Source organism: Pseudomonas sp. HT11 (assembly GCF_044875395.1).
Classification (GTDB): Bacteria; Pseudomonadota; Gammaproteobacteria; order Pseudomonadales; family Pseudomonadaceae; genus Aquipseudomonas.
In genome coordinates, this window is sequence record NZ_CP173217.1 from 4,954,890 (window position 1) to 4,966,811 (window position 11,922).

The window sequence follows — 11,922 nt, forward strand, 5'->3', positions numbered from 1 at the left end:
GCCCTGCGCCCAACTCTGGCCCCCATCTGATTGTGGGAGCTGGTTTGCCTGCGACAGCGGTGGGTCAGTTACAAAGCATGAGCTGGCAGACCGCTATCGCAGGCAAGCCAGCTCTCACAGTTTGAAACCGGCTCACACCGACTATCACTGCCCTCCTAGAGGCCTGACTTTCGCCGGCTCGTTGAGCTGTTGCTGCAGGTTCTGCACCTGGCTCTGCAACGTGGTGATGTTGCGCGTGGTCTGGATACGGAACACGTCGAACTCTTTATTGGTCGGCGCATCGCTGTTGGCGGGCTGGTTGTCCTGGGCGCTTTTGAGTACCACCAGGTCCTGCTCCAGGCGCGCAATCGCCGCGCTCGGGTTGCCCTGTTTTTTCAGGGCAGCCACGTCGGCAGACAGGTCTTTGATTTCGCTTTGCGCCGCCTTGAGCGTTGCCACCGCGTCGGTCAACGCCTGCACCTGGCCCTGTAACTTGGCATTCGCATTGGCCAGGTCGGTCGTGCTGGCGGTCATTTGCGCCAGGCGCTGGTCCAGCTCGCTCGCCTGGCCGGCAACGCCGACCTGCTGCTTGCCTTGCTCCTGCAACTGCGCTTCCAGCTGCTTGATTTGCAACTTGAGCGCTTCGCTGCCGTTGTTCACGTTGGCTTCGCTGGCGACCACCTTGCCGGATATGTCCTGCAAACGCCCCGCCGCTTCTTCACTGATGCGCGCAAAGCTTTCTTGCGTGGCAACCAACTGCTGGCCCATCAGGGAAATCTGCTGAAAGCTCCACCAGGCAAGGCCCGCAAAGGCGATCAGCAGCGCGCCCACCAGTGCCCACAACGGGCCGGTCGTGGCGCTCTTGACCTTGACCACCGGCGTATTGCGCGAGCGCACGGAGGTAGCAGGTGTCGGCTCGAAATCATCATCGTCCCCGATGTCTGCCCGCAGGCTGGGAACGTTGTCGAAATCGTCTTTAGCATCGTTACGCATGAATCAACCCTGAATCGGTGAGATGGCTACCTGAAAAGCCGAGCGACGGCAGTATAAACCGCGTTCGCGCCGCACTGATCGACCCGGAACCGCACATTCGGTTCCCGATGTATTGCCGCTTGTGAACCTACTTGAGCCCCGGATCCTGAGCTTTCCACCAACTGCAGAATTCGTCGAGGGCGGTCCACAGGCTGACCTTGGGCTCGTAGTCGAGATAATGCCTCGCGCGGCTGATGTCGAGGGTGAAATCTTTGTTCATCACCTGCATGCCCAGGCGCGACAACGCTGGCTCCGGACGCCCCGGCCACATCGCGCAGAATGCCTCGTTCAACGCCGCCACGCTGTAGGACAAGCCGTAAGACCGATAACGCGTGACCTGCGGCATGTCCATCTGGCGCATCACGTAGTTGACCACGTCCCACACCGGCACAGGCGCGCCGTTGCTGATGTTGTAGGCCTTGCCCAGCGCCGAGCCGGTCGCCAGCAAACTGCTGAGCAACGCTTCGTTGAGGTTGTGCACGCTGGTGAAATCGACCTTGTTCAGGCCATCGCCGACGATGGCCAGGCGGTTCTTGCGCTGCATTTTCAACAGGCGCGGAAAAATGCTCATGTCACCGGCCCCCGTGACAAAGCGCGGGCGCAAGGCCAGCACTTCCAGGCCGAACTCCTGGGCGCCGAACACCTTCTGTTCCGCCAGGTATTTGGTAGCGGCATACGGGTGCTTGAAGCGCTTTGGCACTTGCTCTTCGGTCAGCCCCAGATGATCACGCCCGTCGAAGTAGATCGACGGCGACGACAGGTGCACCAGCCGGCCGACGCGCTGCTTGAGGCAGGCTTCGACGACGTTTTCAGTGACCAGCACATTGCCTTGATGGAAGTCCTGATACTTGCCCCACAGCCCGACGGCGCCGGCGCAATGCACCACGGCTTCGACGTCTCGGCACAGATCGCGCACAAGGTCGGCATCATTCAAATCACCCTGGATAAACTCGGCACCGCGCCGTATCAGGTGTTCCACACCTTCGGCGCGCCGCCCGTTGACCCGCACGTCCAGGCCTTGCTCCAGAGCGAACCGCGCAAAGCGCCCGCCGATGAAGCCGCTTGCGCCGGTGACCAGAATCTTCATGTAGCCTCCTACGGATGCAGCTGCCAGCGTCAAGCTTCAAGCCACAAGTTAAAAACGATCCGCAAGCTTTTCTCTTGCAGCTTGCAGCTTGACGCTTGTTACTGCTGATAGGGCACCAACCATTGGCCACATGCCTGGGCCAAATGGTCGGTCAACAAGCCCAACAGTTGCCCGCCACTGCGCCAATGATGCCAGTACAACGGCACGTCAATGGGCTTATCTGGCAACAACTCGACCAATACGCCGGTTTGCAGTTGGTCGCGCACCTGTAATTCGGGTACCAGCCCCCAGCCCAGGCCGGCTTCGGTCAAACGGATAAAGCCTTCGGACGACGGGCATAGATGGTGCTCGAAACCGCCATCTACTCCCAGGGACGCCAGGTAACGGTGTTGCAGGAAATCATCCGGACCGAACACCAGCGCCGGTGTTCGCGCCAGTTGATCGGCGCGCACGCCCTCAGGGAAATGCCGCGCAATAAACGCAGGGCTGGCCAACGCGCGATAACGCATGGCGCCGAGCAACAGGCTGCGCGCCCCAGCCACGGGGCGCTCGCTGGCGCAAATACAGGCCGCCACTTCACCGGCGCGCATGCGCTTGAGGCCAACGGTCTGGTCTTCCACCACCAGGTCCAGCAGCAAATGCTGCTCGGCGCAAAAGTCGCTGACCGCCTCGGCCCACCAGGTGGCAAGGCTGTCGGCATTCAGCGCGATGCGCAAACGCTCGGGCATGCCCTCCTCGTCCAGCGCCGGCACCTGGCTTTGCAGGTCGCGCTCCAGCAAGCGCACTTGTTGCACGTGGTTGAGCAGGCGCCGGCCGATGTCGGTGGGCGTCGGCGGCGAGGCCCGCACCAACACCGGCTGACCGATGCGCGCCTCAAGCAACTTGATGCGTTGAGAAATCGCCGACTGCGAAAGCCCCAGCACCTGGGCGCCGCGTTCAAAGCCGGCCTGTTCCACCACCGCGGCCAATGCGGACAGCAATTTATAGTCGAACATCAGTTTCTCTAATGAGCGATCAGCAATATTGGTTTTTCTTATACAACGTAGCCCGTGAGAATGACCAGCATTGCTTCTTTCTCTATCAAGGAATTCTCACATGGCCGGTGAAACCGCCCTGGCAACCCTGCTGCGCAGCATGAGCCCGCACCTCAATGACGGCGATTATGTGTTCTGCACCCTGCCCGATCAGCGCGTGCCGCAAGGGTGCGACGTGATCGGCAGCTTTCGCGAACAGGAAGGGCTGACGCTGATTCTAGAGCGCCAACAGGCAGAGCACGCCGGGCTGGCGTTTGACTATGTGGCTGCGTGGATCACCTTGAACGTGCACTCCGCCCTGGAAGCCGTGGGTTTAACCGCGGCCTTTGCCAGCGCGCTGGGCCAAGCCGGCATCAGCTGCAACGTGATCGCCGGTTACTACCACGACCACCTGTTTGTCGGCCGCAGCGATGCTGAGCGGGCCATGGATGTATTGCGCCAATTGGCAGCAAACGCGGAGTAACTCTTATGTGGCAAAGCTACGTGAACGGGCTGCTGGTGGCCCTCGGCCTGATCATGGCGATCGGCACCCAGAATGCGTTCGTGTTGGCGCAAAGCCTGCGCCGTGAACACCATTTGCCGGTGGCCGCGCTGTGCATCGTGTGCGATGCAATACTTGTAGCTGCCGGGGTATTCGGCCTGGCTACGGTGCTGGCGCAGAACCCGCTGCTGCTGGCAATCGCCCGCTGGGGTGGTGCGGCATTCCTGCTGTGGTATGGCACCCTGGCGCTGCGCCGGGCGTGTTCCAGGCAAAGTCTGGAACAAGGCGAAAACCTCAAGGTGCGTTCGCTGCGCGCGGTGTTACTCAGCGCCCTGGCGGTGACACTGCTCAACCCGCATGTGTACCTGGACACCGTGCTGTTGATTGGCTCGTTGGGCGCTCAACAAACTGAACCCGGCGCCTATGTAGCCGGTGCCGCCAGCGCGTCATTCCTGTGGTTTGCCACACTGGCATTGGGCGCTGCGTGGCTGGCACCCTGGCTCGCGCGCCCCGCTACATGGCGGCTGTTGGACTTTCTGGTGGCGGCGATGATGTTCAGCGTGGCGTATCAATTGATCAGTGCTTGATGAATATTCCAAAACGCTCTGGAACCTCTATCCCACACAGTTGTTGCGTGGTTTTGCCGCACCCCCGGTGCTATGATCCGGACCCTGCGCCGCAAAGAGTACAAACTCCCCGGCGCTTGTTTGGCCGCCCGTGATCGGCCTTGCGCTCACCGCAACTGACCTGATTAGGAGAATCATCATGGCTTTCGAATTGCCGCCGCTGCCCTACGCACACGATGCCCTGCAGCCGCACATTTCCAAGGAAACCTTGGAATACCACCACGACAAGCACCACAACACCTATGTCGTGAACCTGAACAACCTGGTGCCAGGCACCGAGTTCGAAGGCAAGACCCTGGAAGAAATCGTCAAGTCTTCTTCGGGCGGCATCTTCAACAACGCCGCTCAGGTCTGGAACCACACTTTCTACTGGAACTGCCTGGCGCCAAACGCCGGCGGCCAACCTACCGGCGCACTGGCTGAGGCTATCAACGCCGCTTTCGGTTCGTTCGACAAGTTCAAAGAAGAGTTCACCAAGACGTCCGTCGGCACCTTCGGTTCCGGTTGGGGCTGGCTGGTGAAAAAGGCTGACGGTTCCCTGGCCCTGGCCAGCACCATCGGCGCCGGCAACCCGCTGACCAGCGGCGACACCCCGCTGCTGACCTGCGACGTCTGGGAACACGCTTACTACATCGACTACCGCAACGTGCGTCCAAAGTATGTGGAAGCGTTCTGGAACCTGGTCAACTGGAAGTTCGTGGCTGAGCAGTTCGAAGGCAAGACCTTCACTGCCTAAGCAACGCTTGCGGTAAAGAGAGCCCGGCCATCGTGCCGGGCTTTTTTATGGGCAGTGAATTGTGCTCTGGTGGCTGGAACTCGGTGCGCGGATCTTGCCACGTAGACAGTGTGAGGAATTCGCCTCTCGTACCTGTCGGAGAAATTACTATGACCATCGGCGCAATAACATCCATGCTCCCTATGGTTGCCGGTTTGGCCCAAGAGGGCCTCAAAGCTGTGACCGAGCTCGCCAAAGCAGCCGGTCAAATGGCTCAGTCGCAATCTGGCAACAAGCAAGGTGAAGGTGATCAAAACAAGATTGCGCATGAAGACATGCACAACAAGGAACGTGTGAATTTTTCAAACAACGAATCCACCAACAGCACCGTCAACATCAACGTCGCGTAAAAAAGCGTCAGTTCCCAGCGCATCCGCTGCGCCCACGGGAATTGCTCAAGGCAGGCGGATCCATGTCCGCCTCGCCCCGGTGCCCCTCTCAAGTTCCTTGTCAAACCTGCCGATGCCCTAATGTTCCTTTGACTGCCATCACGAGATTGCCAATACTCATGGCATATTGAGGCCACCCGCATGGAACAAGGAATGCCCCTTTGAAGCTGGAACTCAAAAACAGCTTGTCGGTGAAGTTGCTACGGGTGGTGCTGCTGTCGGCATTGATCGTGGGCGTGGCGCTGAGCGTGGCGCAGATCGTTTTCGATGCCTACAAGACGCGCCAGGCCGTGGCCGGCGATGCCCAGCGCATCCTCGACATGTTTCGCGACCCCTCCACACAGGCCGTCTACAGCCTGGACCGCGAGATGGGCATGCAGGTAATCGAAGGCCTGTTTCAGGACGATGCCGTGCGCATGGCCTCCATCGGCCATCCCAACGAAACCATGCTCGCGGAAAAAAGCCGCGCATTACAGCAATCGCCCACCCGCTGGCTGACCGACCTGATTCTTGGCCAGGAGCGCACCTTCACCACCTCATTGGTCGGCAAAGGCCCCTACAGCGAGTATTACGGTGACCTGAGCATCACCCTGGACACGGCTACCTATGGCAAAGGTTTTCTGGTCAGCTCGGTGATCATCTTTATTTCCGGCGTACTGCGCGCGCTGGCCATGGGGCTGGTGTTGTACCTGGTTTATCACTGGCTGCTGACCAAGCCGTTGTCACGGATTATCGAGCACCTGACGTCGATCAACCCGGACCGGCCCAGCGAACACAAGATCCCCCAAATCAAGGGCCACGAACGCAACGAGCTGGGGCTGTGGATCAACACCGCCAACGAGTTGCTCGAATCCATCGAACGCAATACTCACCTGCGGCACGAGGCAGAATCGAGCCTGCTGCGCATGGCCCAATACGACTTCCTCACCGGCCTGCCCAATCGCCAGAAACTGCAGGAGCAACTGGACAAGATCCTGATCGACGCCGGCCGCCGACAGCGCCGCGTTGCGGTGTTGTGCGTAGGCCTGGATGACTTCAAAAGCGTCAACGAACAGTTCACTTATCAGGCCGGTGACAAACTGCTGCTGGCCCTGGCCGATCGCTTGCGCGCCCACAGTGGCCGCCTCGGCGCCCTGGCCCGGCTGGGCGGCGATCAGTTCGCGCTGGTGCAGGCGGATATCGACCAACCTTACGAAGCCGCCGAACTGGCACAAAGCATCCTGGATGACCTGGAAGCCGAATTTGCCCTCGAGCATGAGCAGATTCGCCTGCGCGCGACCATCGGTATCACGTTGTTCCCGGAAGACGGCGACAGCACCGAGAAGCTGCTGCAAAAAGCCGAACAGACCATGACCCTGGCCAAGAGCCGCTCGCGCAACCGCTATCAGTTCTATATCGCCAGCGTCGACAGTGAAATGCGCCGGCGCCGCGAGCTGGAAAAAGACCTGCGCGACGCCCTCAGCCGCGACCAGTTTCACCTGGTCTACCAACCGCAGATCAGCTACCGCGACCACCGCGTGGTGGGCGTGGAAGCCTTGATCCGCTGGCAGCATCCGGAACACGGCCTGGTGCCGCCCGATTTGTTCATCCCGTTGGCCGAACAGAACGGCACCATTATTCCAATTGGCGAATGGGTACTCGACCAGGCCTGCCGGCAATTGCGCGAATGGCATGACCTGGGCTTCACCACCCTGCGCATGGCGGTCAACCTGTCCACCGTGCAGTTGCACCACACCGAGCTGCCGCGGGTGGTCAACAACCTCATGCAGATTTACCGCCTGCCGCCGCGCAGCCTTGAACTGGAAGTGACCGAGACCGGCCTGATGGAAGACATCAGCACCGCCGCCCAGCACTTGCTGAGCCTGCGCCGTTCCGGGGCGCTGATCGCGATTGATGACTTCGGCACCGGCTATTCGTCCCTCAGCTACCTGAAAAGCCTGCCGCTGGACAAGATCAAGATCGACAAGAGCTTCGTCCAGGACCTGCTCGATGACGACGACGACGCAACCATCGTGCGCGCCATTATCCAACTGGGCAAAAGCCTGGGCATGCAGGTGATCGCCGAAGGCGTGGAAACCGCCGAACAGGAGGCCTACATCATTTCCGAGGGGTGCCACGAGGGCCAGGGCTATCACTACAGCAAACCGCTGCCGGCCCGGGAGTTGGCGGCGTATCTGAAACAGTCCGAGCGCGACAACGCGGCGATTCTCTGAACGCTGAAAACAATACTAAATATTTCCCTCGTATAAACCTTTACACAAAATGCAAATCTTTCGCATTATGTCGCAGTTTTTGCGCTCCCCGCGCGCCCCATCAACAACCGAAGCAGGATGTTCGCCATGATTCGTATGCCCCTGGCCACCGCCAGTCTGCTGGCCATTGCCATTTCTCTCGCCGGTTGCGGCGAAGGTAAAGACAAGGCCGCCGCGCCCCAAGCGCCGACCCCGGCTGCCAGCACCACCGCTCCAGCGGCTGCCACCCCGGCAGGCCAGGTCGACGAAGCGGCCGCCAAGGCCGTGGTCGCGCACTACGCTGACATGGTGTTCGCGGTGTACAGCGATGCCGAATCCACCGCAAAAACCCTGCAAACCGCAATCGACACCTTCCTCGCCAACCCGAACGACGACACCCTCAAAGCGGCCCGTACCGCCTGGATCGCCGCGCGCGTACCGTACCTGCAGAGTGAAGTGTTCCGCTTCGGCAACACCATCATCGACGACTGGGAAGGCCAAGTTAACGCCTGGCCGCTGGACGAAGGCCTGATCGACTACGTCGACAAATCCTACGAGCACGCCCTGGGTAACCCAGGCGCCAACGCCAACATCATCGCCAACACCGAGATCCAGGTGGGCGAAGACAAGGTCGACGTGAAAGAAATCACCCCGGAAAAACTCGCCAGCCTCAATGAGCTGGGCGGTTCCGAGGCCAACGTCGCCACCGGCTACCACGCCATCGAATTCCTGCTGTGGGGCCAGGACCTCAACGGCACCGGCCCAGGCGCGGGCAACCGCCCTGCGTCGGACTACATGACCGGTGACGGTGCCACCGGCGGCAACAACGAGCGTCGTCGCACCTACCTGCGCGCGGTGACTCAGTTGCTGGTCAGCGACCTGGAAGAAATGGTCGGCAACTGGAAACCCAACGTCGAAGACAACTACCGCGCCACCCTGGAGGCCGAACCGGCCACCGACGGCCTGCGCAAAATGTTGTTCGGCATGGGCAGCCTGTCCCTCGGCGAGCTGGCCGGTGAGCGCATGAAGGTGTCCCTGGAAGCCAACTCGCCGGAAGACGAGCAAGACTGCTTCAGCGACAACACCCACAACTCGCATTTCTACGACGCCAAGGGTATTCGTAACGTCTACCTGGGCGAGTACACCCGCACTGACGGCACCAAGATGACGGGGCCGAGCTTGTCGTCCCTGGTGGCCAAAGCTGATCCGGCCGCCGACACCGCGCTCAAGGCTGACCTGGCGTCGACCGAAGCGAAGATCCAGGTCATGGTTGACCACGCCAACAAGGGCGAGCACTACGACCAACTGATCGCCGCGGGTAACGACGCGGGCAACCAGATCGTGCGCGACGCCATCGCCGCGCTGGTCAAACAGACCGGTTCGATAGAGGCCGCGGCGGGCAAGCTGGGTATCAGCGACTTGAACCCGGATAACGCTGATCACGAGTTCTGATCCGCGCCGCGTTGAATGAGGCGACCTTCGGGTCGCCTTTTTTATGCCCGCTCCCGACCACCCCATAACCCTGTGGGAGCTGGCTTGCCTGCGATGGCGGTGGGTCAGGCAACGCAGTGGCTGAAAGATACATCGCCATCGCAGGCAAGCCAGCTCCCACATGTGTGAACCGAGTCGCCTCGGACAGCCCGGTTTACAAGCCCTGCACCGCGGGTAGAATGGCGCCACTCTCCCAACACCCGAGCTTTCTTCATGGCGTTGCCGACCTTACGCATCATCGGTTTCATCATCGGCATCTTCCTGATCACCCTCGCGATCGCCATGGTCATCCCGATGGCCACCCTGGTGATTTTCGAACGCACCAGCGACCTGCCCTCGTTCCTGTGGGCCAGCCTGATCACCTTTCTCGCTGGCCTGGCGCTGGTCATTCCTGGCCGCCCCGAACACGTGCACCTGCGCCCCCGAGACATGTACCTGCTGACCGTCAGCAGTTGGCTGGTGGTCTGCGTGTTCGCCGCGCTGCCGTTTTTACTGACCCAGCACATCAGCTATACCGACTCCTTCTTCGAAAGCATGTCGGGCATTACCGCCACCGGCTCCACCGTCTTGAGCGGGCTGGACAGCATGTCACCGGGCATCCTGATGTGGCGCTCGCTGCTGCACTGGCTTGGCGGCATCGGCTTTATCGGCATGGCGGTGGCGATCCTGCCACTGCTGCGCATTGGTGGCATGCGCCTGTTCCAGACCGAATCCTCGGATCGCTCTGAAAAAGTCATGCCGCGCTCGCACATGGTGGCGCGCCTGATTGTGGCCGCGTACGTGGGCATCACCATCCTCGGCAGCCTGGCGTTCTGGTGGGCCGGGATGGGGCTGTTTGATGCGATCAACCACGCGATGTCGGCCATTTCCACCGGCGGGTTTTCCACCTCCGATGAGTCCCTGGCCCACTGGAAACAACCGGCGGTGCACTGGGTCGCCGTGGTGGTGATGATCCTCGGCAGCTTGCCGTTCACCCTGTATGTCGCCACCTTGCGCGGCAACCGTCGGGCGCTGATCAAGGATCAACAGGTGCAAGGCTTGCTCGGGTTGCTGCTGGTGACCTGGCTGGTACTGGGCACCTGGTACTGGTGGACCACCGACCTGCCGTGGTTCGATGCGCTGCGTCATGTGGCGGTGAACGTCACGTCGGTGGTGACGACGACCGGTTTTGCACTCGGGGACTACAGCATCTGGGGCAACTTCTCACTGATGCTGTTCTTCTACCTGGGCTTTGTTGGCGGCTGCTCGGGCTCCACGGCGGGCGGGATCAAGATCTTCCGTTTCCAGGTCGCCTATATCCTGCTCAAGGCCAACCTGAACCAGCTGATTCACCCGCGCGCGGTGATCAAGCAGAAGTACAACGGCCACCGCCTCGACGAAGAGATCGTGCGTTCGATTCTGACCTTTTCGTTCTTCTTCGCCATCACCATCTGCGCCATTGCCCTGGCATTGTCGCTGCTGGGGCTGGACTGGATGACCGCATTGACTGGCGCGGCCAGCACCGTTTCCGGCGTGGGCCCGGGCCTGGGCGAAACCATCGGCCCGGCCGGTAACTTCGCCAGCCTGCCGGATGCGGCCAAGTGGATCCTGTCGTTCGGCATGCTGCTGGGCCGACTGGAGATCATTACAGTCTTTGTTCTGTGCATTCCGGCGTTTTGGCGGCACTGACCGTCGACGCTTCGAGCAGCCGCGCCCGGTATTCGCCGGGCGTGGCATCGAACCAACGGCGGAACGCGCGGAAAAAATTGCTCGGGTCGGCAAACCCCAACAGGTAGGCAATCTCCAGCAGGGTCATGCTGGGCTGCGCCAGGTACTGCTCAGCGAGTTCGCGGCGGGTGTCGTCGAGCAATGTCTGGAAACTGGTGCCCTCCTCCTGCAAGCGCCGCTGCAAGGTGCGCTGGGACAGGTGCAAGGTCTGGGCGACCACTTCGCGTTTGGGTTCGCCCTGGGGCAGCAGACGGCACAGCACTTGCCGCGCCTTGTGGGTCACGCGGCTCTCGGAAAAGCGCGCGAGGTATTCACCGGCAAACCGATCATGCAGCAACGCCATGGCTTCGTTCGCCGTGGGCAACGGCGCGTCCATGTCGGCCTGCTCAAAAATCAGCGCGTCATAAGGTGCATTGAATTCCAGGGGCGCATGGAAGGCTTGTTTGTAAGGCGTCAGGTCCGCCGGTTGATCGCCTTGCAGCACCACTTTGCGCGGTTGCAAAGTGCGGCCGGTCAGCCAGCCGCACAATGCCAACGCACTGGCCAGCGAGGCTTCGGCGCTCTGGCGGGTCGGTGGCAAGTGGTCGCCGTGCACTGTCAGAATCAGCGCGTAGCCTTCAGGTAAGAGTCGGAAGCTCAAGTCGGCGCTTTCGGCGATGATGCGCTGATAACGCACCAGGCGCATAAAGCCCTCGGCCAACGTGTTGCTGGACATCAGCGCATAACCGGCCACATGAAACGACGCCGGGCGAACGACCTTGCCCATGTTCAGGCCGATCGCCGGGTTGCCCGAGAGCTCAACTGCCCGTTGCCAAAGCCGCGTCATCGAGTCCTGAGGAAAACGCGCGTCAGGGTCACTGAGGGCGGCGTAGTCCAGGCCCAATTGCTTGAACAGCATACGGCAGTCCAGGCCGTCCATTTCCAACGCCTTGACTATCCCCATCGCCCAGCTTGCAGAAGTTGTTCGTTCGCTCATGGCGTCTTCTTAAAAAAGCAGGCTTAACGGCAGCCAGGAAGCCAAGGATACTAAAGTGGCATCTATTGTCACTGGCTGTTACCACTGATCACTCTAGACTCAAATAAGCTCCCC

11 protein-coding genes are annotated in these 11,922 nt (G+C 60.8%); 7 read left to right on the top strand and 4 right to left on the bottom strand.

The genetic code is table 11. The annotated features are described in order from the left end of the window. Positions 1 to 144 precede the first annotated feature (144 nt). The 3 genes from ABWL43_RS22925 to ABWL43_RS22935 all read right to left on the bottom strand — a co-directional run bounded on the left by ABWL43_RS22925 (position 145) and on the right by ABWL43_RS22935 (position 3,093). Complete coding sequence (locus ABWL43_RS22925) at positions 145 to 972, bottom strand: ATPase (RefSeq protein ID WP_262210409.1); 828 nt, start codon at positions 970 to 972, stop codon at positions 145 to 147. Between the two features lie 127 nt (positions 973 to 1,099). Continuing rightward, the gene (locus ABWL43_RS22930; RefSeq protein ID WP_262210408.1) at positions 1,100 to 2,098 is read right to left on the bottom strand and encodes an NAD(P)-dependent oxidoreductase; all 999 of its coding nucleotides are present in this window, start codon (positions 2,096 to 2,098) and stop codon (positions 1,100 to 1,102) included. A gap of 98 nt (positions 2,099 to 2,196) precedes the next feature. Then, the gene (locus tag ABWL43_RS22935; protein WP_119741468.1) at positions 2,197 to 3,093 is read right to left on the bottom strand and encodes a LysR family transcriptional regulator ArgP; all 897 of its coding nucleotides are present in this window, start codon (positions 3,091 to 3,093) and stop codon (positions 2,197 to 2,199) included. A gap of 100 nt (positions 3,094 to 3,193) precedes the next feature. On the opposite strand from ABWL43_RS22935, the gene ABWL43_RS22940 reads away from it, so the two are divergent. The 7 genes from ABWL43_RS22940 (at position 3,194) to ABWL43_RS22970 (ending at position 10,793) form a co-directional block, all read left to right on the top strand. Then, positions 3,194 to 3,595 (top strand): ACT domain-containing protein, encoded by a 402-nt coding sequence (locus ABWL43_RS22940; RefSeq protein WP_145159532.1) that lies wholly within the window; start codon positions 3,194 to 3,196, stop codon positions 3,593 to 3,595. 5 nt (positions 3,596 to 3,600) lie between these two features. Continuing rightward, positions 3,601 to 4,200, top strand: a complete 600-nt coding sequence (locus tag ABWL43_RS22945; protein WP_145159534.1) for a LysE/ArgO family amino acid transporter — start codon at positions 3,601 to 3,603, stop codon at positions 4,198 to 4,200. A 178-nt stretch (positions 4,201 to 4,378) separates the two neighbouring features. Further along, positions 4,379 to 4,975 (top strand): superoxide dismutase, encoded by a 597-nt coding sequence (locus ABWL43_RS22950; RefSeq protein ID WP_003212997.1) that lies wholly within the window; start codon positions 4,379 to 4,381, stop codon positions 4,973 to 4,975. A 149-nt stretch (positions 4,976 to 5,124) separates the two neighbouring features. After that, positions 5,125 to 5,364 (top strand): hypothetical protein, encoded by a 240-nt coding sequence (locus tag ABWL43_RS22955; RefSeq protein WP_145159536.1) that lies wholly within the window; start codon positions 5,125 to 5,127, stop codon positions 5,362 to 5,364. A 200-nt stretch (positions 5,365 to 5,564) separates the two neighbouring features. Continuing rightward, a complete protein-coding gene (locus ABWL43_RS22960; RefSeq protein WP_145159537.1) occupies positions 5,565 to 7,616 on the top strand; it encodes a bifunctional diguanylate cyclase/phosphodiesterase in 2,052 nt (683 codons plus the stop codon). 126 nt (positions 7,617 to 7,742) lie between these two features. Beyond that, positions 7,743 to 9,086 carry an imelysin family protein gene (locus ABWL43_RS22965; protein WP_145159538.1) on the top strand — a complete coding sequence of 448 codons (1,344 nt, stop codon included), beginning with the start codon at positions 7,743 to 7,745 and terminating at the stop codon, positions 9,084 to 9,086. 252 nt (positions 9,087 to 9,338) lie between these two features. Beyond that, positions 9,339 to 10,793, top strand: coding sequence for a TrkH family potassium uptake protein (locus tag ABWL43_RS22970; protein WP_106578429.1), 1,455 nt, complete (start codon positions 9,339 to 9,341; stop codon positions 10,791 to 10,793). On the opposite strand, the gene ABWL43_RS22975 is transcribed toward ABWL43_RS22970, so the two are convergent. Continuing rightward, positions 10,750 to 11,808 (bottom strand): AraC family transcriptional regulator, encoded by a 1,059-nt coding sequence (locus ABWL43_RS22975; RefSeq protein WP_262210402.1) that lies wholly within the window; start codon positions 11,806 to 11,808, stop codon positions 10,750 to 10,752. The genes ABWL43_RS22970 and ABWL43_RS22975 overlap by 44 nt on opposite strands. Positions 11,809 to 11,922: the final 114 nt, after the last annotated feature.

Bases quoted from the DNA above. Each gene is read 5' to 3' on its own strand.
- ABWL43_RS22965 (WP_145159538.1), top strand. From the start codon at position 7,743: ATGATTCGTATGCCCCTGGCCACCGCCAGTCTGCTGGCCATTGCCATT.
- ABWL43_RS22940 (WP_145159532.1), top strand. From the start codon at position 3,194: ATGGCCGGTGAAACCGCCCTGGCAACCCTGCTGCGCAGCATGAGCCCG.
- ABWL43_RS22970 (WP_106578429.1), top strand. From the start codon at position 9,339: ATGGCGTTGCCGACCTTACGCATCATCGGTTTCATCATCGGCATCTTC.
- ABWL43_RS22925 (WP_262210409.1), bottom strand. From the start codon at position 972: ATGCGTAACGATGCTAAAGACGATTTCGACAACGTTCCCAGCCTGCGG.
- ABWL43_RS22930 (WP_262210408.1), bottom strand. From the start codon at position 2,098: ATGAAGATTCTGGTCACCGGCGCAAGCGGCTTCATCGGCGGGCGCTTT.
- ABWL43_RS22975 (WP_262210402.1), bottom strand. From the start codon at position 11,808: ATGAGCGAACGAACAACTTCTGCAAGCTGGGCGATGGGGATAGTCAAG.
- ABWL43_RS22935 (WP_119741468.1), bottom strand. From the start codon at position 3,093: ATGTTCGACTATAAATTGCTGTCCGCATTGGCCGCGGTGGTGGAACAG.
- ABWL43_RS22945 (WP_145159534.1), top strand. From the start codon at position 3,601: ATGTGGCAAAGCTACGTGAACGGGCTGCTGGTGGCCCTCGGCCTGATC.
- ABWL43_RS22950 (WP_003212997.1), top strand. From the start codon at position 4,379: ATGGCTTTCGAATTGCCGCCGCTGCCCTACGCACACGATGCCCTGCAG.
- ABWL43_RS22955 (WP_145159536.1), top strand. From the start codon at position 5,125: ATGACCATCGGCGCAATAACATCCATGCTCCCTATGGTTGCCGGTTTG.